Annotated in this window: 21 protein-coding genes; 13 read left to right on the top strand and 8 right to left on the bottom strand. The window is 46.2% G+C overall.

The window, feature by feature from the left end:
* Positions 1-57: 57 nt before the first annotated feature.
* The 5 genes from B0I27_RS07515 (at position 58) to B0I27_RS07495 (ending at position 7,079) form a co-directional block, all read left to right on the top strand.
* Complete coding sequence (locus B0I27_RS07515) at positions 58-864, top strand: PorV/PorQ family protein (protein ID WP_106292626.1); 807 nt, start codon at positions 58-60, stop codon at positions 862-864.
* Between the two features lie 22 nt (positions 865-886).
* Complete coding sequence (locus B0I27_RS07510; protein ID WP_181276715.1) at positions 887-2,893, top strand: helix-hairpin-helix domain-containing protein; 2,007 nt, start codon at positions 887-889, stop codon at positions 2,891-2,893.
* The gene (locus B0I27_RS07505) at positions 2,890-5,052 is read left to right on the top strand and encodes a ComEC/Rec2 family competence protein (protein WP_106292624.1); all 2,163 of its coding nucleotides are present in this window, start codon (positions 2,890-2,892) and stop codon (positions 5,050-5,052) included. The genes B0I27_RS07510 and B0I27_RS07505 overlap by 4 nt, the downstream gene beginning before the upstream one ends.
* 261 nt (positions 5,053-5,313) lie before the next feature.
* Complete coding sequence (locus B0I27_RS07500; protein WP_106292623.1) at positions 5,314-5,622, top strand: YgaP family membrane protein; 309 nt, start codon at positions 5,314-5,316, stop codon at positions 5,620-5,622.
* A gap of 95 nt (positions 5,623-5,717) precedes the next feature.
* Positions 5,718-7,079, top strand: a complete 1,362-nt coding sequence (locus B0I27_RS07495) for an NAD-dependent succinate-semialdehyde dehydrogenase (RefSeq protein WP_106292622.1) — start codon at positions 5,718-5,720, stop codon at positions 7,077-7,079.
* 1 nt (position 7,080) lies between these two features.
* Here the strand turns inward: B0I27_RS07495 and B0I27_RS07490 are convergent, their stop codons facing one another.
* Positions 7,081-7,977, bottom strand: coding sequence for an aldo/keto reductase (locus tag B0I27_RS07490; RefSeq protein WP_106292621.1), 897 nt, complete (start codon positions 7,975-7,977; stop codon positions 7,081-7,083).
* Positions 7,978-8,079: 102 nt separating this feature from the next.
* Between B0I27_RS07490 and cobA the strand changes: the two genes are divergently transcribed.
* Complete coding sequence (cobA, locus tag B0I27_RS07485; protein ID WP_106292620.1) at positions 8,080-8,814, top strand: uroporphyrinogen-III C-methyltransferase; 735 nt, start codon at positions 8,080-8,082, stop codon at positions 8,812-8,814.
* 71 nt (positions 8,815-8,885) lie between these two features.
* Here the strand turns inward: cobA and B0I27_RS07480 are convergent, their stop codons facing one another.
* Both B0I27_RS07480 and B0I27_RS07475 read right to left on the bottom strand, forming a co-directional pair.
* Positions 8,886-9,905, bottom strand: coding sequence for a glycosyltransferase family 2 protein (locus B0I27_RS07480; RefSeq protein ID WP_106292619.1), 1,020 nt, complete (start codon positions 9,903-9,905; stop codon positions 8,886-8,888).
* Positions 9,895-10,779, bottom strand: a complete 885-nt coding sequence (locus B0I27_RS07475; RefSeq protein ID WP_245925457.1) for a lysophospholipid acyltransferase family protein — start codon at positions 10,777-10,779, stop codon at positions 9,895-9,897. Before B0I27_RS07475 ends, B0I27_RS07480 begins: the two co-directional genes overlap by 11 nt.
* Before the next feature lie 52 nt (positions 10,780-10,831).
* Here B0I27_RS07475 and B0I27_RS07470 point away from each other — a divergent pair, with 52 nt between their 5' ends.
* Together B0I27_RS07470 and mgtE are read left to right on the top strand one after the other, a co-directional pair.
* Complete coding sequence (locus B0I27_RS07470) at positions 10,832-11,440, top strand: WbqC family protein (RefSeq protein WP_106292618.1); 609 nt, start codon at positions 10,832-10,834, stop codon at positions 11,438-11,440.
* 123 nt (positions 11,441-11,563) lie between these two features.
* Positions 11,564-12,913 carry a magnesium transporter gene (mgtE, locus tag B0I27_RS07465; RefSeq protein WP_106292617.1) on the top strand — a complete coding sequence of 450 codons (1,350 nt, stop codon included), beginning with the start codon at positions 11,564-11,566 and terminating at the stop codon, positions 12,911-12,913.
* Positions 12,914-12,942: 29 nt separating this feature from the next.
* On the opposite strand, the gene B0I27_RS07460 is transcribed toward mgtE, so the two are convergent.
* The gene (locus B0I27_RS07460; RefSeq protein ID WP_106292616.1) at positions 12,943-15,072 is read right to left on the bottom strand and encodes an FUSC family protein; all 2,130 of its coding nucleotides are present in this window, start codon (positions 15,070-15,072) and stop codon (positions 12,943-12,945) included.
* A 112-nt stretch (positions 15,073-15,184) separates the two neighbouring features.
* Here B0I27_RS07460 and B0I27_RS07455 point away from each other — a divergent pair, with 112 nt between their 5' ends.
* Complete coding sequence (locus B0I27_RS07455) at positions 15,185-16,441, top strand: putative DNA modification/repair radical SAM protein (RefSeq protein ID WP_106292615.1); 1,257 nt, start codon at positions 15,185-15,187, stop codon at positions 16,439-16,441.
* Positions 16,438-17,190, top strand: a complete 753-nt coding sequence (locus B0I27_RS07450; protein WP_106292614.1) for a TIGR03915 family putative DNA repair protein — start codon at positions 16,438-16,440, stop codon at positions 17,188-17,190. The genes B0I27_RS07455 and B0I27_RS07450 overlap by 4 nt, the downstream gene beginning before the upstream one ends.
* Here B0I27_RS07450 and B0I27_RS07445 read toward each other — a convergent pair.
* Genes B0I27_RS07445 through B0I27_RS07435 form a run of 3 tightly spaced genes read right to left on the bottom strand, consistent with a single transcriptional unit; the run spans position 17,184 to position 20,978 of the window.
* Complete coding sequence (locus B0I27_RS07445) at positions 17,184-19,469, bottom strand: penicillin-binding protein 1A (protein ID WP_106292613.1); 2,286 nt, start codon at positions 19,467-19,469, stop codon at positions 17,184-17,186. The genes B0I27_RS07450 and B0I27_RS07445 overlap by 7 nt on opposite strands.
* 11 nt (positions 19,470-19,480) lie before the next feature.
* Complete coding sequence (locus B0I27_RS07440) at positions 19,481-20,233, bottom strand: metallophosphoesterase family protein (RefSeq protein WP_106292612.1); 753 nt, start codon at positions 20,231-20,233, stop codon at positions 19,481-19,483.
* 1 nt (position 20,234) lies between these two features.
* Positions 20,235-20,978 carry a nucleotidyltransferase gene (locus B0I27_RS07435; RefSeq protein WP_106292611.1) on the bottom strand — a complete coding sequence of 248 codons (744 nt, stop codon included), beginning with the start codon at positions 20,976-20,978 and terminating at the stop codon, positions 20,235-20,237.
* A 118-nt stretch (positions 20,979-21,096) separates the two neighbouring features.
* Between B0I27_RS07435 and B0I27_RS07430 the strand changes: the two genes are divergently transcribed.
* Together B0I27_RS07430 and B0I27_RS07425 are read left to right on the top strand one after the other, a co-directional pair.
* The gene (locus B0I27_RS07430) at positions 21,097-21,477 is read left to right on the top strand and encodes an SRPBCC domain-containing protein (protein WP_106292610.1); all 381 of its coding nucleotides are present in this window, start codon (positions 21,097-21,099) and stop codon (positions 21,475-21,477) included.
* A 6-nt stretch (positions 21,478-21,483) separates the two neighbouring features.
* Positions 21,484-21,876: a (deoxy)nucleoside triphosphate pyrophosphohydrolase gene (locus B0I27_RS07425; RefSeq protein WP_181276714.1), complete on the top strand. Its 393-nt coding sequence runs from the start codon at positions 21,484-21,486 to the stop codon at positions 21,874-21,876.
* Positions 21,877-21,881: 5 nt separating this feature from the next.
* Here the strand turns inward: B0I27_RS07425 and B0I27_RS07420 are convergent, their stop codons facing one another.
* Entirely contained in the window at positions 21,882-22,268 is a 387-nt protein-coding gene (locus B0I27_RS07420) for a hypothetical protein (protein ID WP_106292609.1), read from the bottom strand.
* Between the two features lie 162 nt (positions 22,269-22,430).
* Here B0I27_RS07420 and B0I27_RS07415 point away from each other — a divergent pair, with 162 nt between their 5' ends.
* On the top strand, positions 22,431-24,407 hold the full coding sequence (locus tag B0I27_RS07415; protein WP_106292608.1) for a heavy metal translocating P-type ATPase: 1,977 nt from the start codon (positions 22,431-22,433) through the stop codon (positions 24,405-24,407).
* Positions 24,408-24,421: the final 14 nt, after the last annotated feature.

The raw sequence follows: 24,421 nt of genomic DNA, 5'->3' as shown, positions 1-24,421 counted from the left end.
AAGTTTTTTTCTCCAGATTATTATTTTTCTATTTTGGGCGGACCAATTATCGCTCATATGAAGGTTATCAGGCTTTCATTTTTATTATTTTTGTTTACCGGGACATCGGGCGCACAGGATATAAACCCCGGATCACGCCTTCTCTCTATGGGGAATACGGGCGTGGCATTACAGGATGTCTGGTCGATGCAGGCTAATCCCGCCGGTATCGCTTCTCTCGCCTGTCCCGCTGCGGCGCTTACCTATCAAAAGAACTATCCGGGTACATCCCTCAGTACGGAAGCCGCTGTCATGGTTTACCCCTTAAAAAAGCATGCTTTTGGCTTAGCCTTTCAGAGCTTTGGTTTCTCAGCCTATAAAGAGCTTCGTATGGGTCTGGCTTACGCCAGGAAGTTCGGTGAAACTGTCTTTACAGCGGTTGACTTCCATTATCATCAGATTTCAGTACCTTCTTATGGTGAGACCAGAGCGTTTTCAATCGACGCAGGTTTCCAGTACAAGCCTTCAAGCGAGCTAATTATCGGGGCGCATATTTCCAACCTCTCCAACAGCTCCTACGACCAGTCTGCGGGAGCCGATATCCCCGTTCAGCTCAGTGTTGGTGCATCCTACCGCTTTTCTGAAGAGCTACTCCTGAGTAGTTCGGTCGTTGCGGCGAACGGCGACAGAGGGGGAGACTTCAGGACCGGTCTGGAATATTGCCTGATGAGTCAACTCGCGTTTAGAGCAGGGGTGGGTATACATCCCTTCAATCAGTATGCGGGGATGGGCTACGTTTTTAAGCGCCTGAGTGTTGATATGGCAGTGAGCAATCATCTGGTGTTGGGCTATAATCCTCAGATATCTCTGGCTTATGTCTTCTAGAGCTTTCATTTTATGTTTAGGAATGAGTTTTTTGATCTCCCGGGCGAGTGCTCAGACAGAGAGTGATCCCTTAATTGAAACGCTGCTCGAGACGATTGCAGAGAACAAAGAGCAGGATAATGACTATTCGGAACTCTCCGAAAGATTGTATTTCATTAGGGAAAATCCGTACGACCTGAACACGGTTACTGCCGAACAGCTCAACGACCTGGTATTTATAAGTCCGATTCAGGCAGCCAACCTGATCAGATATCGTCGGGAAAACGGGGATTTTACAGACATTCAGGAGCTGCAGCTTATTGATCTGTTCGACTGGTCACTTATTGAGCGCTTGTTACCTTTTGTTTTTATCGCTAAGCATGCGCTGCTGGAGAGGCGGGATGTACCTGAGTCGTCGAGGCTTGAGTGGATGACCACCTATGGTCGAATCCTGGAAAGTCAAAAAGGTTATGAAGGCGGCGATTCAATGCGTCATTATGAGGGTGCTGCTTACCGGCTCGTATCGCGTTTGAGGTACTATAGCGGAAACGGGATCTCGGCGGGCCTCACCATGGAAAAGGATGCGGGTGAGTCTTTCTCCTTCGGTAGTGGCAGATATGGCTTCGATTTTTATTCGGCTAACGTCTTCTTGAAGGGTGGACGTACGGTGAAAAAGCTGGTGATCGGTGACTATTCGTTACAGTTTGGACAAGGCGTAGCTTTATGGTCGGGCCTAGGCTTCGGCAAGGGGGCGAGTATCAGCGGGATTGCCAAGGTTCAGTCGGGACTTAAGCCGTATTCTTCAACCAACGAGTCCGGCTTCTTCAGGGGGATCGCCGCAACCGTTGGTCTGCGAAAGTTCGAATTCACACCGTTTGTTTCTTTTAGAAAAATTGATGCTGCCTTGATAGCGGGAGATTCACTGCAATCGACTTCTATAAGTTCGATAGCTGAGAGCGGGCTTCATCGCACGGCATCAGAGTTGAGTAAAAAAGGCTCCGAAAGCCAGTTAAGTTTTGGAGCTGCGTTGCAATACGAGAACAAAGGTTTCAGAGCGGGAACTTTGCTGTATCAAACTCACTTCAGCAGGCCATTACAGCAAAGCGAAACGCTCTATCGAAAATTCGACTTTGCGGGATCTGATCTGATCAACGGCTCTTTGTATTATAATTATACCTGGAAAAATACCTATTCATTCGCGGAACTGTCTCACAGCTTCGGCACCGGCTTAGCCATGATTGGCGGTCTTATGGGCAGCTTATCAAAGCAGGTATCTGCCATTGTTCTTTACCGCAACTATCAACCGGACTATCATTCATTTAATAGTCAGTCTATAACGGAGGGGACCGGTGTTTTCAATGAACGGGGACTTTATGCCGGCCTTCACATCCGGCTGAATTCCAGTATGGAATGGTCTTTTTACACGGATTGGTTTAAGTTTCCGTGGATGCGGTACCGGGTTGACGCGCCGTCTCAAGGGAAAGAGGTTTTGACCCAGGCGGTTTGGTCGCCCAGCAGGCAAACCAAACTAAGTCTGCGTTTCAGGTCAGTTTCTAAACAGCAGAATGACGATATGAAAAACGCTGTGAATTATCTGGTTGTGGTCGGGAAAACGAATTACAGGTTTGATCTGAGCTATAAGATCGGCAGATCATGGACGCTCAGAAACCGGGCGGAACTGACCAGATTCCAAAAGGATAACGAAGCGCAAAGCGGGATTCTGCTGTATCAGGATGTTATTTTCAAACCTCTGGGTGCTCGTCTCAGCGGTAACTGCAGAATTGCTTTGTTTAATACCGGGGGTTTTGATTCCAGACTTTATGCTTTCGAGAATGATGTGCTGTATAGCTATGCGATCCCCGCCTATCAGGATAGTGGACTGAGGTATTATCTTAACGGCAGGTATCGCGTGGGCAAAGCGATAGATTTCTGGCTGCGTTATGCGATGACCGTTTATAGTGGCAAAGAGGAGATTGGAAGCGGACCTGATCTCATTTCCGGAAGGAGCAAGTCTGATATCAAGTTCCAGATAAGGTATGTCATGAAATGAACCCAGTTGATAAACATGTGTTCCTTAGATTGCTGCTGCCTATGACAGCAGGCATCTGCGCCTGTTATTATCAAGCACCGATCCCCACTGCTCATCAGTGGATATTGGTTTTGACACTTCTGCTGATGGTATTCATGCTGATCGTCCATATAAAGTACAGGGAATATCAGCTTTTTTTGAAGCCGTGGCTGCCTGGATTACTTTTTCAGATTTTCGTATGCGCCGCAGCGTTTACCCACACCGGTTCGTTCCTGCTTGGTCAGCAGAAGCAACACTTCAGTAAGCTGCATGCTGAGCAACTTTTGGTGGAGATTTGCTCAGAGCCACAGGAGAAGAGCTCCGTGATCCGATTTGAAGCGCTTGTTCGTTCGGCAGTCTATAGTTCCTCTCATTCGCATGCTGAGGGGAGGTTGCTTATATCGTGTTTGAAGGATTCCTCTTCGAAGTTGAATTTGACGATAGGAGAGCTATTGCTGGTGCCTGCTAACTTTTCTGATATTCAAGGCCCGGCAAACCCCGGAGAATTTGACTATCGGTCGTATATGGGGAATAAATGTGTCTGGCATCAGACTTTTTTAACAACCGCAGAGCTAACGCGCGTCGGAGAGACGTCCGGCAACTTATTCTATGAAGCAGTTAAGCTCCGACAAAAAGTGGTCAGAAAGCTCGAGGGTTATATCGTCGACCGGGAGGCAGCGGCAGTGATCTCTACGTTGCTGCTTGGATACAAGGCCGACTTGAGCCGAGAGATCCTCAATACGTATAGTGCTACCGGCGTGATGCATGTGCTGTCTGTTTCAGGTATGCATGTTGCGATTGTTGCCGCTCTTGCCGGATATTTATTTGGCTTCTGGAAGGGACGTAAGATAAACATCGTTCAAGCCTTGCTAATCGTTCTGTTTGTCTGGCTTTATACCTTGCTTTCGGGTCTTTCTGCAGCAGCATGCAGGTCAGCGGTTATGATCAGCTTCGTGATTGCCGGCCGGCTAATTAACCGCAATGCAGATATGATAAACTGTGTGTCTGCTGCTGCATTTTTTCAGCTTCTCATCAGGCCTTTCTGGTTATTCGACGTCGGTTTCCAGTTGTCATATATCGCGGTATTCGGATTGGTAATATTTTATCCGCCAATCCATGCAAAGCTTAAGTTCAAGTCTGCGGCAATTCAGGCTATATGGTCATATATTGCTTTTTCTCTTGCCGCGCAAGTCGCAACTTTCCCTCTCTGCCTGCACTACTTTAACCAGTTTCCGGTATATTTCCTGGCAAGCAATCTTTTCATTATGCTGCCCGTCACAGTGGTAATGTATGCCGGCGTGGGATTTCTGTTGATGGCATTTTTTCCGCCGTTTGCTAGTATGCCCCTTCGATGCCTGGCCTCGGTGATGGAGTACGGCATCTCTCTGCTGAACGCAGGTTTGCGGTTTATAGAGAAATTGCCTTTCTCAAGCCTGCATGGCTATCATCTTCATATTACGTTCTATATGCTCATCTATGTTCTGATTGGTTTCTTGTTTGTTGTAATGACAAAGAGGAGTAAGATGGCTATTTGGTGTACGCTGATTCTGTCTTTGTGTATTGCTTCGATTTATACAGTAAGCGGATTGACCATCTGGAAGAAGAAATCAGTGGTTTTTTACGCAATTAGAAATCACGTCGCCGTGACCTTCAATCGAAGAGGTATAGCGACAGTTCTCTCAGACATGGAGGTCGATGATAAATCTTTAGCTTACTCAGTGATGCCTCTTTTACGCAACAGAAACCTGCGTATAGATAAATTTGTGCACCTGGATGGTTTCTTAGAGGAAACTGACAGGAGGGCGTCTGCCCGGAGGGTACGCTTTCAGAATCTGGAATTTGAAATTATTGATGACGAGTGTTTAATCCCGGGTACGCCCGTTCCCACAAGCATTTTGGATAGAAGTCAGCATCAGGTAGCGAACTCGTTGTCGCGAAAAAGGATCATCTTTCTGCACAATAATCCTGCACTGGCGCTTCCGTTGTTTATAAAAACCCAAAATATCGGGTACGTGGTGATCGGAATGAAGAATACGGAAAGAAATATTGATAGATGGTTAACACAGGCAGATTCTCTGGGAATTCCCTGTCATTCACTAAAGCGATCAGGAGCCTTGGAGCTTGATACTGAGTACTTTTAAGGAAAAGATTGGAAAAACCCTTATCTTGGTGAGATAAGGGCTTGGTTTATAATTAGCCAGATGAGCTTGATCAAATATATGTAAAAATCTTGTGTGTCAAAGTTTTTTTTGAATTAAATGAAAATAATTTTGTCCGATGAGCGTTGCCGGTCAATTCAGCCAGCTTTGTCCAATAAAATAATAATAAAAGCTTTTTTGAATTCTTTTTAAACAGTGTTTCTTTCCAGGTGTTGTTGTTCTAAACATCTATAAAACTCAGCTATGAACAATCAATTAATTGACACATTGAAAGACTCTTTAAACGGTCCGCTTCTTCAAGATAATCCTGATGCCAATGTCAGCAAGTCGGAGCGCATCATTTCATTGGGTACCGGAGCATTTATTCTTTTCAGCGGGATAACGAATATTTTCTCGCATCCTCTCATTTCGCTAGGCAAGATCATGATTGGCGGGTCTCTTTTACAACGTGGCCTCACGGGATACTGTCCTCTTAAGTCTTCGATAGACGATTCGTTCGAGAGCCCTGCGCCACTACCTTTAAATTCGCCTCAAGCCTATCCGAATTCTTAAGTTTGAAGTGAACTTTCTATAATAACCTTTACGTTTCGAGGCCTTAACTCACCGAGCTATGGCCTCTTTTTTTTGCATCATTAAAGCCGTTTGACATGAAAGCCATCAATCCCTTTACAGGAGAGCTTATTAGAGAATACCAGACCCTTTCAAAGCCGGAAATAGATCGTAAACTGGAGACGTCACAAGAAGCCTTCCTTAACTGGAAAACCTTGTCGTACGGCGTCCGTGCCGCATACCTGATGCGGGTAGCTGAAGCACTGGAGCTTAAAAGCCGACAGCTTGCAGAGCTGATGGCCGCTGAGATGGGAAAGCCCCTGAAGGCGGGGATGGGCGAGATTGAGAAGTGTGCGTTGGTATGCCGCTATTATGCCAGACACGCAGAAGAATTTCTTAAGCCGGAAGCCGTTGATACTGGCGCCAGTTTGAGCTATATCGCTTTCCAACCGCTGGGAGTCATCCTCGCCGTGATGCCCTGGAACTTTCCCTTCTGGCAAAGCTTCCGATTTCTGGCACCGGGACTCATGGCCGGCAATACCGCGGTTCTCAAACACGCTTCCAATGTTCCGGGTTGTGCGCTGGCTATCGAGGAAATACTGCGTGATGCAGGTCTTCCGCAGGGCGTTTTTCAGACGCTGTTGGTTAAAAGCACTGAGGTCGAAGAGATCATTAAGAATCCAATCATCAAGGCAGTGACACTTACCGGAAGTACAGGTGCGGGAATGAAAGTAGCAGGACAAGCGGCTTCTTTATTGAAGAAAGCAGTCCTGGAACTCGGTGGAAGTGATCCTTATATTGTTTTAGAAGATGCTGATATCGAACTCGCCGCTGCCAAATGTGCGGAAAGCAGGCTCATTAATACAGGCCAGAGTTGCATTGCTGCAAAGCGCTTTATTGTAGTGGAGCAAGTTGCAGAGAGCTTTACAGCAAGCTTCAAAAGGAAGATGGCAGCGAAGCAGCCAGGTGATCCGATGGACGAAAATACGGAAATAGGTCCTATGGCTACAGTAGAATTGCGCGACGAGTTGCATGCACAAATTCAGAAAAGCATAGAGGCAGGTGCAGTCTGCATTCTGGGCGGCAAGATTGAGCAGGGATCCCATGCACTTTATCCCCCGACCATTCTTACTAAAGTAAAAAAAGGGATGCCTGCCTACGATGAGGAAATGTTTGGACCGGTAGCATCCGTCATCGTAGTAAAAGACGAAGATGAAGCAATCCGGGTGGCGAATGATACGGTCTTCGGTCTGGGATCGGCGGTTTTTACGGAGGACCTGCAGCGCGGCTCCAGGATCGCTGAAAGGATGATCGATGCTGGTTGCTGCTTCATCAATGACTATGTTCGCTCCATCCCCGAACTTCCTTTCGGTGGAATAAAGCAGTCTGGTTACGGTCGGGAGCTAGGCGTCTATGGCATTAAAGAGTTTGTCAACGTGAAGACGATTTACCGTCCCTGATCTAGCGGAACTTGTCATACGTGCCTGGCTTGACGCTTTCGCTGAGGAAGTGATGCTCTGCGCCAGTTAGCTCGGTGGCGGAGGTAATGTCTACTACATCACGCAGCTGTTCGAGGGTGCGAATGCCCACTACGGCGGAGGCTACAGGCTGCTTCTTCAATGCATACATGACGGCCGTCTGGGAAGCGGACCGCTTTGTGCCTGCTACGAAGCGGACCGCCTTGGCTGCAGCTTCTACTTCTTCGGCCGAATAACTGAGATATTCTCGCGCCGGCTTGCCTGAAAGCAATCCCTGAGCGAGGCTGCCTCGTGCAAGTACGGATATCTGATTCTCTTGAAGTAGTTTGATTACGCTTTCTTCAGGCCGTCTGTCAAGCAGACTATATTGCATCATTACGCTAACGATAGCTGATCTGTTCACATACTCCTGTATTACCTGCGGACGGATTGAGGATATTCCGTACGCCCGGATTTTGCCCTGCTCTACCAGGATATCGAAGGCTTCTATTATTTCATCTATTGGGTCTTCTATAGTGCCCCCGTGCAGCTGGTACAGATCGATATAATCGGTTTCCAGCCTTCTGAGACTGTCTTCCACTGCGCCTATTATATAGTCTTTTCCAGGCGCCCAGTCCCATCCGCTTCCGTCAGCCTTCCACCTGTTTCCTACCTTAGTTGCCAGGATACATTCACTGCGTCTGCCGTGGAGTAACCTTCCGATCTGCCTTTCATTTTCTCCCTTATCATACAGGTCTGCGGTATCAAAAAAGTTGATTCCCGCGGCGATAGCTTCGTCAATAATGCGCTTGTTTACCTGCTCATCATTCTCAAGAGACATGCATCCGAACCCAATGTCGCTGATGTGGAGATCTGACTTTCCGACTTGATTGTATCTCATACCGTTCTTCTATACTTTCTAAAATAAGCTTATTTAATCTATTCTGCGCCTGAAATAGGGATATTTCAAAATTGTTGCTAATTTCCCTGTCTAATAACAGATATGCAGGAAAAAGAGTTTAGACCAGAGTTATATGTTGTGGGAGCAGGCCCGGGAGACCCCGAATTGATAACAGTAAAAGCCCTGAAGGTCATCCAGCGAACACCGGTAATTCTCTACGATAATCTTGCGAATAAGGAGCTTCTCGACTTTGCACGCGCCGATTGCGAACTGATTTATGTGGGGAAACACCCTTACGGTGATTATACGGCCCAGGAAACGATACACGAGATCATCCGCGATAAGGCCTTTGAAAAGGGAATGGTGGTACGGTTGAAGGGAGGTGACCCCTTCATTTTCGGAAGGGGCTTTGAAGAGGTGCTTTTTGCCAGAGAGCTGGGAATTACTACTTTTTACATCCCGGGAATTACGAGTATGCAGGCCTCTGGTTTTAGTGATATTCCACTCACGCACCGTGCGATCAGTGAGGGGATCTGGGTGTTGACGGGGACTAAAAAGGATGGAGGACTGTCGTCAGACCTGAGGCTCGCTATGAAGAGCAATGCGACCGTGGTAATCTATATGGGCATGAAGAAGGTTCATGAGATTGCAGAAACCTATATCCGGGAAGGGCGGGGCGACACGCCCGCGGCGATCATTCAACATGCTACGCATTATAAAGAAAAGTCTGGAAGTGGCTTAGTTAAGGATCTTCCGGCTATCGCAGAACGCAACCAGCTGACCCACCCTTCGATCATCATTATTGGAGGTGTAGTGGCACTGAAAGACGCTAAATAAAGTCGGTAGAAGCTGCTTAGCGCTTCTTATTGATTGCTAAGCCATAGTTTTACCGTCTGATCAGATTCAGGCTATTTCGGAAGACCGCTGAAGTATTTTCTTCCCCTGACGAAATACTGCCAGACAATTGATTTCCTGTAAAGACCTTTATCATTAAATGGCCGGTTACCTTTACCCCGTTTTCCTCTGTTTTTGCGAAGATCAGCGAAAAATGACCGGTGTGCCTTACTTATTGCCATTGCGTGCTTGAATTTCCCCGCAGATGCGAATTTTAGAAGGCTGATGAAATCCAGCCAAAAGCGCATGAAAATGACGTAGAAGCACTTGTCGGCGTCTAGATTCTTTAATAGCATGGAAAGGTTGTTCCGGAAGTTGAGATAAGTCTTATAAGGATTCTCTGTTTCCAGCGTCCCGCCGCCAACATGAAATACCGTTGAATCAGGGCAATACATAATCTTCAGACCCTGCCGTTTCAGACGCCAGCACAGATCGATTTCCTCCATATGCGCGAAAAAATCTGCATCAAAACCCTCAGCATCTTTCCAGTAACGGCTTTTGATAAACAGAGCCGCGCCGCTCGCCCAGAAAATTTCAGATGACTGAGCATATTGCCCTTCATCCTTTTCGACGGTGTCAAATATTCTTCCCCGACAAAATGGATATCCATAAGTGTCTATAAAGCCGCCTGCCGCTCCGGCATGCTCAAAGAAACCGGGACTGTAGTACGCTCTTATCTTAGGCTGCGCAGCGGCGATAAGCTCATCGCTCTCCATTAATGCGATAACGGGCTCAATCCAGTCGGGGGTTACCTCAACGTCAGAGTTAAGGAGTACGTAGTAGTCAGCTTCTACCTGTTTTAAAACGGTATTATACCCTGAAGCGAAGCCTTCATTGTAGCTGTTCTGAATAATCTCAATAAAAGGAAAATTGGTCCTGACATAAGTCACGGAGTCATCGGTAGAGGCATTATCGGCTACCACGATCCGGAGATTGGTGTATGTCGAATTCACTACTGAAGGGAGAAATTTTTCCAGAAGGGCCTGGCCGTTCCAGTTTAAAATAACGATAGCTACGCTCGGTTTATCTGACATCGCCTTGTAATTCGTTAAACTTCCAGCGTTTATGGGACCATAGCCACATCTCAGGCTTTTTAATTATAATTTGCTCCAGAAAGCGAGTGTGACCTTCTGTGATTTGATGTTCCTGTGTTTCTTTCGGGTTTTCGAACAGTGTGGTGAGATGACATTCATAAAAACCACGTTTGACACGGTCAAGATGAGCATACACCACCGGAATATTCATTTTCATGGCGATCTTTTCGATGCCTAGAAATATCGCGGTACGCTGATTTAAAAAGTTAATAAAATATTGTGTTTCACTGCGCACAGGTGTTTGATCGCCCACCAGGGCCAGGCAAAAGGTGTTCGACTTATTCGTCATCAGTGCCCGTAGTGTACTTTTCATCGGTACCATGATCGCGCCGAACCGGGATCGCCAGCCATTGAGAATTTGTTCGAAGTTCTTATCCGATATCGGCTTGTATACCACCATGCAGGGATCCGGGTAAAGAGATGATATAATAGGACTGCCCCATTCCCAGTTCCCGTAATGCGCCGTTACGATCATAACGGGACGCCCCTGGTTGTAAAAATTCTGGATCAGTTCTTTATTGGTAATATTCAGTCTCTTTTGAAGGGTGGATGCAGACATAGATGCCATTTTTAGCGTCTCCACCATGATATCAACCAGGTTCAGGTAAAACTTTCTCTCGATGCTTTTAAGTTCCTCTTCAGTTTTCTCAGGAAATGAATTCTTTAGATTTACGCGGACTACAGTTCTCCGATATTTTAGTACATGGTATATGACGACGTAAAGAAAATCGGCAAGTAAATACAGTACCCGGAACGGAAGTAATGAAATAATATATAGCGGATATTGGATAAGGCTTTTAAGAACCTTCTTCATCTGTATTTTTATAGTTAATTTCGTGCCAGCAAATACAAACATAGTACATCGTATGCACAAAGGCGCAATCTTTCCTTTATTTTACCTTCCACCCATAGAGTTTTTCAGCCAGATGAAGGCTCACAAAGAGCAGATCGTCATCGAGGCTTATGAGCATTTTCCTAAGCAAACATACCGTAACCGGGCGATCATCCACTCTCCGCAAGGAAAACTTGATCTGATTGTCCCTGTAATCAAGGGTTCCAAGGTGCATACGAAGGTGAAGGATGTGAAGATCAGCTATGACTTTAATTGGCAGCGACTGCATTGGCTGAGTATTCAAACATCTTACAGAAGGTCTGCGTACTTTGAGTTTTATGAAGATGCCTTCGCGAGGTTTTATGAAGACAAGTGGGATTTTCTGTTTGATTATAATCTGGAGCTGCTGCAACTTATTTCGAAAAGCCTGAAGCTTGATTTGCCACATACGTTCAGTAACAGCTATGAGGAATCATATGACGACAGGAATGACTATCGGAAGTCAATTCATCCAAAGATGCCTTCCAGCCGCCCATTTAAAGAATACTTCCAGGTCTTTGACGACAGGAATGGCTTTTTGCCAAATCTGAGTGTCGTAGATCTTCTGTTTAATCAAGGTCCGCAAAGTGCTGCGTTCCTGTAAGCTACCGCTGTCGCCAACCTTGTTACAGGCAGGCGTTCTAAATAACTTTCTGTGAAAAAAACTCTATCTCTGTTCTGAAGTTTAAACCAGTATGCCGAATTCATTTTACTACTTTAGCGATAAATGCAATCATTTGAACTGAACAGAACGGATATTCAGCGCCTTAAGCAAGCGCTTGAAAGTGGGGATGAAGAATTAAAAGCCCTGCTTTCGGAATACCATGCTTCAGAAATTGCTATTCTGTTTGCCAGTCTCCCCCAGGAATCCCGGGATCACATCATTAATATACTTCCTTCAGAAACGGCATCTGAAATCATCGCTGAAATGGATGCTGAGATACATCCTGAGCGTATCCTGGAGAACCTTCACCCCGAACGTCGTTCGGAGATCATGGAAGAGCTGGATTATGATGATGCAACCGACATCCTTAGTCAGCTTTCTGAAGATACCCAGAATGAGATCCTGAGCGACCTTGATGAAGAGGACGCCTCGCATATTCGTAACCTTCTTACATTCGAAGAAGACACGGCAGGGGGATTAATGAACACCCAGGTGCTCAAAGTGAACAGCCGCCTGACCAAGACAGAGGCGCTTGATCAGATCATCAGACAATCTGAAGAGATGGAGGAGTTTTACACCATTAATGTGGTGGATGACAAGAATCTGCTGTTGGGAATCGTATCGCTTAAAGATATTATCAAATCTCGAAACACCGTCCTTATCAAAGATCTTATCAAAGAAGATTTTGTATATGTGAAGGCTAATACGGACCAGGAAGAGGTCGCCCGTCTGATTTCTCAGTACAACCTGACCAGTATTCCGGTAGTCGATGACCGTATGCATCTTCTTGGACGCATTACTTTCGATGACGTGATCGACGTTATGGAAGAAGAAAATACGGAAGATATCTTGAAAATATCCGGGGTTTCTGAGGATGAAGCACTATCAGGTAATTGGCAGGAGGCTGTAAAGAGTCGTCTTCCCTGGCTGGTGGTGAATCTGGGAACGGCTTTTTTGGCTTCATCGGTAATCAGACATTTCGAACCGACAATCAGCAAACTGCTGTTGTTATCCGGCTATATGACCATGATTGCAGGTATGGGTGGTAATACTGCCACTCAGGCACTTGCCGTTACCATCCGACGTATTTCTCTGAGTGATCTGACGGATAATCAGGCTTACCGTACGGTACTAAAGGAATTTACAGTTGGTCTGATCAATGGGGCCTGCATAGGTCTGGTAGTCTTTCTCTTTGCCCTGTTTTATGACGGTAATCTCATGCTGGGACTGGTTACCTTCATTGCGATGACCGGCAACCTTCTGCTGGCCGGTATAGCAGGTTCTTCCATTCCTTTGATCCTGAAACGTATCGGTATAGATCCGGCGATAGCCTCGTCGATCATCATCACGACATTTACTGACGTTTTTGGATTCTTGTTGTTATTGGGACTTGCTTCCAAGCTTCTTTTGTAGCTGGGTGGGCAAATAGGTGGTTCTTGTTATTAATCTTCCGCAATTCTTTGTGTGGTCTTCAGGATATCACCGGCAGTTTTGTTTATAAATCCCAGCTGATCGGCAATCAGCCTGCTATCCTTATTGTCGTCTGCCGGAGAAAGTTGAGGATCAGCTGCGAGATGGTCTGCTTCCCGAAAAGGCTCATCATCTCCCTGCAGCTGAGTAATTCCCTCGCAAAGCTGGTATAGAGCTCTTCGGATCAATTTAATGTGTGCGTGGTTCGCCTGTCGTGTACCGTCATTCCGCAAGGCGGAAATTAGGGTGGCGATATACGAAGAAAGCATATGATTCAACACCATGAATTTGCTCGCTTCGCGTACTTTGATTTGTTTGCTTTTCGGTTCAGAGAGCATGCGCTGATAAGCTGACGCAAGATTAGCCGAAGATACATACAACTCTTTCCTTATCAACTTATATTCAGTTAGGTCAAGCTCTTTACCTAGCAGGCCTTCAGCAACTTTTGTTAAGTACTGATAGTTGGCAATCAGTAACTTCCGCATGTGTTTTCTCAATTGAGGATACTCCCATGAAGGGAAAAGGAGATAGCTGGCAATGAAGGCAATGAAGGATCCGATGAAGGTGTCCATAATTCTTTCCTGCACCAGGCTTAGATTTCCCAGTCCGATAAAGCTGAACATCAGCAGAATATACGGGGTCATGAACAGTACGCTCACTACATAGTTTAGCCTTTGAAAGCTGTAGGCCCCGATCATAAATATCATTAGAAAGAAGAAGCGTATCGTTGTATCCTTTACGTAAAATACAATGAGTGCTCCAGCAATTCCGCCAATGATGGTTCCTATTAAACGTTCATAATTTCTGGTCTTCGTCAGGCTGAATCCGGGCTTCAGGATCACGACGATTGTCATCAGAATCCAGTAGCTATGATGGCCCAGCGGAAGGAGCTTGGATACGCAATAACCCAGCATCGCTACAATTGCCACACGAAGTGCATGCCGGAAGGTAGAGGATTTAAAGCTCAGGTTTTCAATGAACAATTTAAGGTCTATTGTTTGTGTTTTGACGAATCTGCCTAAATCTTTTTCATTACTTACCCTAACATTTTCCAGGCCTTTCTTGCTGAAATAGCTGTACATATTTTCAATGCGGCTAACCATGTTCCGCACATTGATCAGGATCTTTTTCAAGACCAGGTTGTTTTCGGTCTGATCAATTTTCAATTTCAGGCTTTCGAGCTGTTGCTGGAAATCCTGAACTGGCCTTGGTCTTTCGTTCGCGTTGATATCGAAGCTCATATTGTCGAGCTCTCGGGCAAGGTTAAAGATGATTTTATTAAAGTCTTTTAAAATACCGCTCGAAGCGTAGTTGTTGCGTATGGTCGTGTAGTCGTAGTGAGTGGCCATCGTCTGTTCGAACAGATCAATGATATCAATAAACACCAGCGTGAGTACTCTCGCCGTGTTGGTTGGATCTTTCAGAAACATCTTGTTTTTGAAGATGATTTCCCTGACATTATCCTGTTGCTGATGAACAATGATCTGCTGGTCGATTAGCTTTTTGTAGGTATCATCAAAATCTGCCTTCTCGTCATAAAAAAGGGCCTTGAGCTTCACATATTCAGCAACCTGCTCGATGCATTCAGCGATTGCGTGCTGAGCGATGCGGTAGGGGCGAAACTGGGAGACAGCTAAACTCAGTCCCATATACCAAATTCCGCCTGCCAGAAGAAAGCCGGTATACTCAAAGATAGTCTTGACGGTAAAGTCCTGGTCAATATTAATAATCATAATCAGCAGGACTGCTGTCCCTATGGCTGACGCACGATTTCCGAAGATATTGAACATGGAGAAGAAGAAGCACAGGAAGAAAACCTCCGCCACGATAAGCAGTGGGTAGTCGTTTATAAGTCCGGTGAGAAGGGATACGATTACCATAAAGAGTATGCAAAAAAGCATACCGTTTCGTTTATGCACTACCGGGCCGGGATTATCGGGAATACTCGTTGTAATAGCTCCCATAGACACCGCAATCCCGGTTTCCAAATGTCCTAACTGGGAGAGCAGGAGCGGGGGAAGTAAGACTCCGAAGGAAATTCTGAGGCCGTCTGCAAAATATTGGCTGTAAATAAAATTCTTTATTTCACGCGTCTGCTTCATAGAAAATTTTGTGGCGTGACGAAGTTAAAGAATGTAATCGTTATCGCGCCTGACTCTAGATATTTGTTTATATAATTTCGTGGATTGCTAATAATATTAGTAATTTTACTCTATGTCAGAACGGGTAAGAGAGAAGTTGAGAATACTGGCTGATGCAGCTAAGTATGATGTATCCTGCGCATCGAGCGGGAGTACACGAAAAAATAAAAACAAGGGCTTGGGGGACACAGGAAGTGGGATCTGCCACACCTATACTGCTGACGGTCGTTGCGTATCCTTGCTAAAGATATTGCTAACCAATTTTTGTATTTACGACTGCGCTTATTGTGTTACGCGTAAAAGTAATGATATCGAGCGGACAGCTTTTACCGTGAAGGAAGTGGTCGACCTGACGATTAACTTTTATAGAAGGAATTACATTGAAGGACTGTTTCTAAGCTCGGGAATTTTTAAGAATGCCGACTACACCATGGAACGTCTGGTTCGCGTCGCAAAAGAGCTGAGGCAGCAGCATAAGTTCAATGGTTATATTCATCTGAAAACAATCCCCGGCGCTAGTGATGAACTAATGAAGGAAGCCGGATTGTACGCAGACAGATTGAGTGTGAACATTGAAATTCCTACAGAGAGCGGACTCAAGCTTTTAGCACCCGACAAGGATCGGCAAGACATGATTCGTCCGATGAATTACCTCAAGAACGAGATTATTCAAAATAAAGAGGAACGGAAGCTTTTTAAAAAATCTCCCTTATTTGTTCCTGCCGGGCAGAGTTCTCAAATGATCATAGGAGCTACCAGGGAGACCGACAAAGATATTATGTACACGGCCGATAGCATGTACCGTAATTTTAGTCTTAAAAGAGTTTATTACTCCGGATACGTCCCTATCAGTAACGACAGCCGCCTGCCTATGCTGAATACTGCAGTTCCGATGGTTCGGGAAAACCGCCTGTATCAGGCAGACTGGCTTATGCGCTTCTATGGTTTCAATGTGCGCGAGCTGCTCAATCCGGCGACTCCACACCTGGATCTGGATATCGATCCCAAACTGGGTTGGGCCTTAAGGAATCTCGACAAGTTTCCAATAGATATCAATAAGGCGGATCTTCAGCTTATTCTGCGCGTTCCCGGTATTGGTGTCCCGTCTGCCCAAAAGATAGTCTCTGCCCGCATCTATCAGCGCTTAAATTGGGATCACCTGAAAAAGCTTGGTGTTGCCCTTAACCGCGCCCGGTTCTTTATAACCTGTAGCAGTCGGGAGTTTGAGCGTCGGAACCTCTCCGCTAACCAGATCAAGCAATACATCCTGTCCACATCGGCTAGTAAATATCTTAAAAGTCAGCCGGCACAACTCGAATTATTTACATGACGCTCTTAACATTTGACGGCAGCTGGTACGGTCTTCTATGCTGTATCTTTGATGTCTATGACTATAAACTGGGTGCTGTGTATGTAAGTGCGGATACGCATAATCAGACAGACGCCTTCGGTTCCGAAAGAATCGTTTATACGGATCCGGAACACGCGGCACGTGTATCCAAAGGCTTAGCCGGGAAGCTCTCCGCAAAAGCGATGGGCGACTTATATGCCTGCTTTCTTTCCGAACTCCCGGAGGCTCCATCTTTGATCGTTCGCTATGCGCGGGCTGTGTTTTCGAATGGCCTGACTGAAAATGCGTTTGGTAATGCCGATTTGTTAAAAGTCACGCAGATCGCAAAGATGGTAAGCCGGGAGAGACACCGGATGAAAGCGTTCATACGTTTCCAGCTTACCTCAGACAATATTTTTTTTGCAGAGATTGAACCGGACTTCAATGTCATCCCTTTAATTGCCGGACACTTTAAGGGGCGCTATGCCGATCAGGAATGGATCATCTATGACAAGAGAAGAAAGTACGGTATCTATTACGATTTGCAGAAGGTAGAGGAGGTGCAGTTCACTTTTAGTGAGGGTAAAATAAATTCCAACGTCTTTGCAGAGTCCGAAGCATTATATCAGAATATGTGGAAAGATTATTTCAAACACGTTTCTATCGACTCCCGTAAAAATACAGCCCTGCACTTGCGCCACGTTCCTAAAAGATACTGGAAGCACCTGATCGAGAAACAGGTTTACTGAGTTTGTCCAGGCTCATTTTGGTCTTTCTTTTTCTTCTTAAATATGCCGATTCCTTTTTTAAATATCCGCTTGAAAAAGCTTTCTTTCTTTACAGGCTCTTCAATGATTTCATCCTCAATAAAAAGCGGACAATTTAGTCGCGCGGCGACATCTGCGTTCAATGGCTTAAACTTACTGTAACGATAAGACGAGAACTGTGGCTTAGCCGTTAAGCTTTTCATAAATGTAGCCCAAACAGGCAGTGCAGTATTCGCACCCTGGCCGAGCTTCAACGACCTGAATCGAACCAAAGGGTTTTCTGCTCCCACCCAAACACCTGTTACCAGCTTGGGCGTAATGCCTATAAACCATCCATCAGCCTGATTTTGCGTCGTACCGGTTTTGCCTGCCATATCCATGCTCAAACCAAAGTCTGTCTTTAGGCGTGAGGCACTGCCGGCGTCGACAACGCCTCTCATCATCTCCAGCATCGTTGCTGCATTTCTTGCAGAGATGACCTGCTTCCCTTCAGATTTTTTCGCCGCATGAATCACTCTGCCATCCCGGTCCTTTATCTGCGTAATAGAAACCGGTTTGACAAGGCGGCCCGTATTGACGAAAACCGTATAAGCGCCCACAAGTTCCAAAAGCGATAGGCTGGCTGCTCCCAGAGAGATGGAAGGCACCGTGGGTATCTCACTCGAGATGCCCATTCGATGTGCTAAGGAAATCGTTTGAGAAATCCCGGTTTGCATCATCAGCTGTGCGGAAACGGTGTTTACTGAATAGGCCAGCGCCCCTTTCATGGAGTATTTTCCGGAATAGCGCCCATCCGCATTTTGAGGTGACCAGTTCTCGAACTGCGGATAGGTCACGCGTTTATTTTCAATCAGGATGCAGGGATCGATTCCTTTCTCTAAGGCCGCAGTATATAAGATGGGTTTGAACGTGGAGCCAACCTGGCGCCGCGACAGGATATGATCGTAGTTGAATACCTGGTGGTGGATGCCGCCTACCCAAGCTTTTACATGACCCGTCGCCGGTTCAATGGAGATCAGACCCGTATTCAGAATCTTTTGATAGTATTTAATGGAGTCGAGGGGACTCATCGTGACCTGTTTGTTTCCTCCCCAGGCAAAGAGCGTCATAGCTCGCTTTTTGTTGAAAGTTTCACGGATAGCCTCTTCGGACTTGCCGGCTTCCTTTAAAAGCGTGTAGCGATCTGACTTCTGCATAGCGGAGGTGATTACTGAAGTATTATTTCCCCATGGAGCTTGGTTGCGCCAGTGAGCGTCAAATATTCGCTGGAGTTTGGTCATCTGCGTACGAACCGCGCGCTCCGCTTCAAGCTGTATGCGCGAATCTATCGTTGTATAGATTTTCAGACCGTCGGTATAAAGGTCATAGGGCTTCTCGTCTTCATCCAGATGAGTCTCGGTCCATTTAAGAAGTTCCTTTCGTAGGTATTCTCTTAGATAGGGGGCTATTCCTTGTCCGGCCCTGTTTTTATTATAGCTTAGAACAAGAGGTTGAAGCCTGATCGAGTCAGCTTCAGAGTTGCTGATATAGCCCTCCCGAAGCATTTGCCCAATAACGACATTCCGGCGTTCCAACGAGCGTTGTGGGTACCTTGCCGGGTTATAAGTGGTATTTGCCTTGAGCATACCAATCAAAACCGCTGCCTCCTCCATCTTCAAATCTGCGGAGGCTTTGTTGAAGAACACTCGCGACGCCCGTTCAATTCCATAGATGTTTCCTCCCATGGGCACGGTATTGAGATAGAGCTCGATAATTTCTTCCTTGCTGTATACCGATTCCAGTCGTATCGCCGTGATCATCTCACGAACTTTATTAATAGGAGTGCTAAAGAACCTGTGAGATGTTCTCGGGTAAAGGTTTTTCGCTAACTGCTGACTTAAGGTACTTCCGCCTCCCGAGCTTTCGTCCTGCAGAAGAATCGTTTTAACGATAACGCGCAGCAAGCCACGCATATCAACACCCCTATGCTCATAAAAACGTGCGTCTTCGGTTGCAACCAGCGCCTTCACAACAAAGGGAGAAATAGACTCATAACTTACGTTGGTACGATCTTGAACGAAGTACCGGCCTATCAACACACTGTCTGCAGTATAGATCTCGGATGCGCTGTTATTCTGAAGCGATTTAAGCGTTTTCTTCGTCGGCACTTCGCCAAAAAAACCGAAATAAATGCACAGGTAGAATAGAAAGCCGGCCACAATGAGGGCCAGCACTATTTTGACGAAGATCCGGAGTGCGAAGGAGGTAGAAGTACGCATCATGGATGCAAATATCAGACTTCCAGAACAAAGAAAGGAAATTCATATCCTAGACGTGACAAAATTGGTTTGGCCACATTATAAACGGGCACGCCGCCAGAAGTCTCACCCTTAAGCTGCCCAACATGTGCGTGACCGTGAAACGCTGCTACAACGTTTCGCCTTGTAAGGGGTTCCGCCAGGCGGGAAGAACCAAGGAAAGGAAATATCTGTTCTGGTTCTCCTTTTACCGTTTCCTTAATAGGGGAGTAATGAAGCAGCACTATTTTTTTGATGCTCTCATGGTCCTGATCCAGTCGCGCCAGAGCCCTGTCAAGATGTAAGGCCTCATCTACAGCTTCCTGGACAAAGGCTTTCATGGCTCCCTCGCCAAACATCGACAGCATATGTCCGTCGAACCCACCCCCAAAGCCCTTAACACCTGCAAAACCCACCCCCTCAACAACAACGGCCTCCCCGTCAAGAATAGTCATATTATTGTTCTGCAGTATTTGTCTGATCAGCTTATGCCGGCCTTTTTCATAATCGTGATTGCCCAGAACGCCAATAACAGGAATAGTGCATGACTTCAACTCCTGAGCCAGGACTTCGGCCTCACCTTCATCACCTGTATCTGTCAGATCACCGCAAATCAGCAATACATCTGCCTGCCGGGATACCTCTTTGAAATATTCAGACCATTTCCCTTTGTCAGACTCCCTGATATGGATATCACCAACAGCAGCTATACGCACTTTTTTATTTCCGTATTCAACTTCGTTTTCCATCCTAAACAGTTTTGATAGTACACACTTTATAATCCCATTCTTTAATATCGATCTTATACTGCGTCTGATCGATTATAGGTCCCCGGCAGACCTTCTCCAGTGATGCAGGGATGTCATATTGTTCCCTGGCCCGTTCCATAAGTTCATCGAATAACCACCGGGGGATGATATCGTAATAATCGGAAGGATAGACGAACTGGAAAATAAGGATTTGAGACAATAAGAGGTGCCAGTGTTGATCCAAACGGAACAGTAGCCTCTTCCAGTCCAGATGTTTTCCATATTTCAACAGCGTATGATTGATATCTGCACTATCATGCCTCTCTCTGTTCTGTACATAGATCTTGCACCAGATCAGTTCTTCTGCCGGCAGAAACTTTACCGGGATACCCTCAAATTCTCCGCTCGGCGCGTGCTCATACCAGGTATCGTCAACAGTACAGATATTGTTTACCGTATCGAATATAATGTCTATAAAAAAATCACCCTTATAAACCTTTGCCAGCCATCTGATGTCCGTCAGTTCAGTCTCATAACCGTTGTCGGCAAAATGCTTGAGAATTCTGGTATACTCACTCGGCTTGCAAAAAATATCCAAGTCCTTCGTATCTCTGAATATTCCCGTGTAGTTGAACATGGCGAAAGCCCCGCCAAGCATGTAGTTCGCGCCGCTGCTGTTCAGTATTTCAAGAGCTTCTCTGTATATTTTATTTGATTCTATCTTCTGTTCCTCGGTTTCAATCATAAAAGTATGCGCTATAAATGCAGTATCTATAACCCGCTATGCCGCTATAATGTTTGAATCGCAAATCATCGATCTGTCATGGATATGATTATCTTTGATGCTGGTATTAAACAGACAGATGAAAGACTTTTCGAAATATTACATCATTCCTGCCTCGCCTGAGGAGATTTATACGGCACTTACGAATCCTGTAACCATCCATTTATGGAGTGGGGAAGAGGCGGAGATGTCTACAGAGCCGGGTTCTGAATTTTCTCTGTGGGAAGGCAGTATCGTAGGTAAAAACCTGGAGTTCGAGCCTGGAAAGAAAATCGTTCAGCAATGGTATTTTGGCGAGCAGCCGGAAGAGTCTATCGTCACCATTAAACTCCATCCTCACAAACAGGGAACCTCCGTTGAGCTAAAACATACCAATATATCAGAGGATGTCTATGACGATATTGTAGAGGGATGGAACGAGGTGTATTTTCAGTCACTGGAAGATTTCTACAGCGAATAGAGGTGTATGATCATCCCTGTTGTTTGCGCCCTGATCGTCGACGATGATGGACGAGTGCTTGCTGCGCGCAGAAGCCTCTCCATGGATCTGCCCGGTAAATGGGAGTTTCCCGGAGGGAAAGTCGAGCTTGGCGAAACACCCGAAGAGGCGCTCATCAGGGAAATAAAAGAAGAATTAGATCTTGTGGTGAGGGTCTCTGCTACACTGCCTGATTATGTTCACCACTATAAAGAAAAAAGTATAAAGCTTATCCCATTCGTTTGTTCAGTGGTGTCAGGAAAGGTAAGCCTGAAAGAACACGAATCCTGGAACTGGTTTAATCGCAACGAGCTCCAACAGCTCGATTGGGCAGAAGCAGATATCCCTATACTAAAGGAATATCTGCTTATAGTAACTTAACACTTTTATTTTCTTAGCTCGAGAACCTGAACACCATCAGATCCGTCGGTAGACTTTAGGATCTGGAGCTTCCGTGAGTTTTCAACTTGTATCCAGGTTTTATTAAACTCATCATCTGCCCCGTGTATGGTAACATAGTTATCGAAAAGATTCCATTTGAATGACGTCAGACTCTCCACCTTATTGTTCAGGATAGAATACTTAACCTCTTTTTCCCCGGTCTTGTTACTCTTAAACTTCATCGTGCCGATATTGGTAACCGTTACTTCATTTTTACCCCCGGGTACGATCCGCTGATACTTCGCAATGTCCCAGGTACCGACAATCTTTTCAGAGCAGGAAGAAAGAGAGACAAGGAAAACCGCTAAAGTGAGGTAGGAGATGTTTTTCATATGTATATATTTTGATCAATAATACGCATTTCGGTATTATTATCAGCGAACAACAGAATCTGATGATTGTTTGTCGCTCTCTGGCATGTAAATAAAAGCCTGAAGGAAAAGTATACAGTATCTCCACTATATCAATATCTTTGACTATAAGCGTTGCATAACATGTCTGAACATCATCATCACGACCATTGCCACAATGGCGCAGCTGGTCACGATAGTATCTTCGGCTCAAAGACTGAACTTCAATTCAGTATCCTTGCCGGATCATTTCTTCTTGTTGGTTTTTTGCTTTCATTTATTCCCGGCGTCAGCACCTGGGTCCCCCTCATTATTTACGTCGCATCTTTCTTCTTCGGCGGGTTTTATGCCCTGAAAGAAGCGGCGGGAAGTTTGGTAAAGGGACGCTTCGATATTGACTTCCTCATGATTGCCGCGGCTTTAGGTGCCGCTTCTCTTGGCGAATGGGCAGAGGGCGCACTACTGCTTTTCCTGTTCAGTCTCGGTCATGCACTGGAGCACTCGGCCATGGATAAAGCGAGGAAGTCGATCTCTGCGCTCTCTGATTTAAGTCCGAAGACGGCCTTCGTCAAGCGAGCAGAGGGAGTTGAAGAGATCCTAATTGAAGAGCTTAGGATCGACGACATTGTCATTGTAAAGCCCGACTCAAAGATTCCGGCTGACGGCGTTGTGGTAAAAGGGAGCGGAGCGGTTAACCAGTCACCCATTACCGGGGAAAGTATTCCAGTAGACAAAGTGCCGTTGGATAGTACCGGTGTTAATCATATAGATATCAATGATGTAAATGCCGAAAATCGTGTGTTTGCCGGCACCATCAACGGAAGTGCAGAGCTCCATATCCGAGTGCTCAAACTATCCGCCGACTCTACACTTTCCCGCCTTATTAAGCTTGTCAGCGATACGAAGGCCAAGAAGTCAAGGACTCAGCGCTTCACAGACGAGGTACAAATACATTACGTGCCTGGGGTTCTCGCGTTGGTCGCTATTCTTCTTTGTGCCTTTCTTTTCATCGATGAAAGCTTCAGTGAGAGTTTTTACCGGGCAATGGCTGTACTCGTTGCGGCGAGCCCCTGTGCCCTGGCCATCTCTACTCCAAGCGCGGTGCTTAGCGGTATTGCCCGGGGGGCACGAGGCGGCGTGCTCTTCAAAGGCGGCGGTCCGTTGGAGGAACTAGGTGGCCTCCGGGCGATTGCTTTCGACAAAACAGGGACACTTACAGAAGGGAAGCCCCGGCTGACATCTGTAACGGCATTAAACGAGTCTTCTGAAGACGAGGTACTGCTCCTTGCCGCCGCCGTGGAACGTCATAGCAACCATCCTATAGCGGCGGCAATCGTAAGAGCAGCGGATGAACGGACTGATCGACCCCTCACCAGGGTCAGCGAAGTAACCTCCGTTCAGGGACATGGCTTAAGTGCCCTGGTGGATGGTTCAAGGGTTCTAATCGGTAACATCTCCTTTTTTGACGATCTTTCCGAAGATGTAAGGAAGCTCGCCTTAGGCAAAGAGAGTGAGGGAAACACGACTATACTCATCAAGAAAGACGATCACCCAATAGGGATTATCACGGTCATGGATACACCACGCCCTGAGGCGGCCGAAACAATCAGCCGATTGAGGAAGTTGGGCATCAAAAGAATGGTCATGCTCAGCGGGGATAACCAACAGGTTGCAGATTCGGTGGCTGGGCAGATTGGGATGTCGGAAGCCTGGGGGGGACTGTTACCCGAACAGAAGCTCGATTCCATAGCCGCATTGTTAAAGCGGGAGGAGCATGTTGCTATGGTTGGCGACGGGGTCAACGATGCGCCGGCTATGGCAAAGAGTAGCGTCGGTATTGCAATGGGGGCCGCAGGGTCAGATGTTGCGCTCGAAACTGCCGATGTCGCACTTATGAGCGACAAGCTCAGCAGCCTGCCATTCGCCATAGGATTAAGCAGGCAGTCTCACCGCGTGATCAAACAAAACCTATGGATCAGTCTCGGGATGGTCGCCATCCTCGTTCCGCTAACCATCCTTGACGTTGCCAGTATAGGTTTCGCCGTTGTTGGTCACGAAGGCTCAACTCTTCTGGTAGTGTTTAACGCCCTGCGTCTGCTAAACTATCAATACAAGGCTTAGAACTGCAACTAAAT

The organism is Arcticibacter pallidicorallinus, from assembly GCF_003002875.1.
Classification (GTDB): Bacteria; Bacteroidota; Bacteroidia; order Sphingobacteriales; family Sphingobacteriaceae; genus Arcticibacter; species Arcticibacter pallidicorallinus.
The sequence above is the reverse complement of the archived record's forward strand: the minus strand, read 5'-3'. Positions and strand labels throughout refer to the sequence as shown.

Bases quoted from the DNA above. Each gene is read 5' to 3' on its own strand.
- B0I27_RS07515 (WP_106292626.1), top strand. From the start codon at position 58: ATGAAGGTTATCAGGCTTTCATTTTTATTATTTTTGTTTACCGGGACA.
- B0I27_RS07510 (WP_181276715.1), top strand. From the start codon at position 887: ATGAGTTTTTTGATCTCCCGGGCGAGTGCTCAGACAGAGAGTGATCCC.
- B0I27_RS07505 (WP_106292624.1), top strand. From the start codon at position 2,890: ATGAACCCAGTTGATAAACATGTGTTCCTTAGATTGCTGCTGCCTATG.
- B0I27_RS07500 (WP_106292623.1), top strand. From the start codon at position 5,314: ATGAACAATCAATTAATTGACACATTGAAAGACTCTTTAAACGGTCCG.
- B0I27_RS07495 (WP_106292622.1), top strand. From the start codon at position 5,718: ATGAAAGCCATCAATCCCTTTACAGGAGAGCTTATTAGAGAATACCAG.
- B0I27_RS07490 (WP_106292621.1), bottom strand. From the start codon at position 7,977: ATGAGATACAATCAAGTCGGAAAGTCAGATCTCCACATCAGCGACATT.
- cobA (WP_106292620.1), top strand. From the start codon at position 8,080: ATGCAGGAAAAAGAGTTTAGACCAGAGTTATATGTTGTGGGAGCAGGC.
- B0I27_RS07480 (WP_106292619.1), bottom strand. From the start codon at position 9,905: ATGTCAGATAAACCGAGCGTAGCTATCGTTATTTTAAACTGGAACGGC.
- B0I27_RS07475 (WP_245925457.1), bottom strand. From the start codon at position 10,779: ATGAAGAAGGTTCTTAAAAGCCTTATCCAATATCCGCTATATATTATT.
- B0I27_RS07470 (WP_106292618.1), top strand. From the start codon at position 10,832: ATGCACAAAGGCGCAATCTTTCCTTTATTTTACCTTCCACCCATAGAG.
- mgtE (WP_106292617.1), top strand. From the start codon at position 11,564: ATGCAATCATTTGAACTGAACAGAACGGATATTCAGCGCCTTAAGCAA.
- B0I27_RS07460 (WP_106292616.1), bottom strand. From the start codon at position 15,072: ATGAAGCAGACGCGTGAAATAAAGAATTTTATTTACAGCCAATATTTT.
- B0I27_RS07455 (WP_106292615.1), top strand. From the start codon at position 15,185: ATGTCAGAACGGGTAAGAGAGAAGTTGAGAATACTGGCTGATGCAGCT.
- B0I27_RS07450 (WP_106292614.1), top strand. From the start codon at position 16,438: ATGACGCTCTTAACATTTGACGGCAGCTGGTACGGTCTTCTATGCTGT.
- B0I27_RS07445 (WP_106292613.1), bottom strand. From the start codon at position 19,469: ATGATGCGTACTTCTACCTCCTTCGCACTCCGGATCTTCGTCAAAATA.
- B0I27_RS07440 (WP_106292612.1), bottom strand. From the start codon at position 20,233: ATGGAAAACGAAGTTGAATACGGAAATAAAAAAGTGCGTATAGCTGCT.
- B0I27_RS07435 (WP_106292611.1), bottom strand. From the start codon at position 20,978: ATGATTGAAACCGAGGAACAGAAGATAGAATCAAATAAAATATACAGA.
- B0I27_RS07430 (WP_106292610.1), top strand. From the start codon at position 21,097: ATGAAAGACTTTTCGAAATATTACATCATTCCTGCCTCGCCTGAGGAG.
- B0I27_RS07425 (WP_181276714.1), top strand. From the start codon at position 21,484: ATGATCATCCCTGTTGTTTGCGCCCTGATCGTCGACGATGATGGACGA.
- B0I27_RS07420 (WP_106292609.1), bottom strand. From the start codon at position 22,268: ATGAAAAACATCTCCTACCTCACTTTAGCGGTTTTCCTTGTCTCTCTT.
- B0I27_RS07415 (WP_106292608.1), top strand. From the start codon at position 22,431: ATGTCTGAACATCATCATCACGACCATTGCCACAATGGCGCAGCTGGT.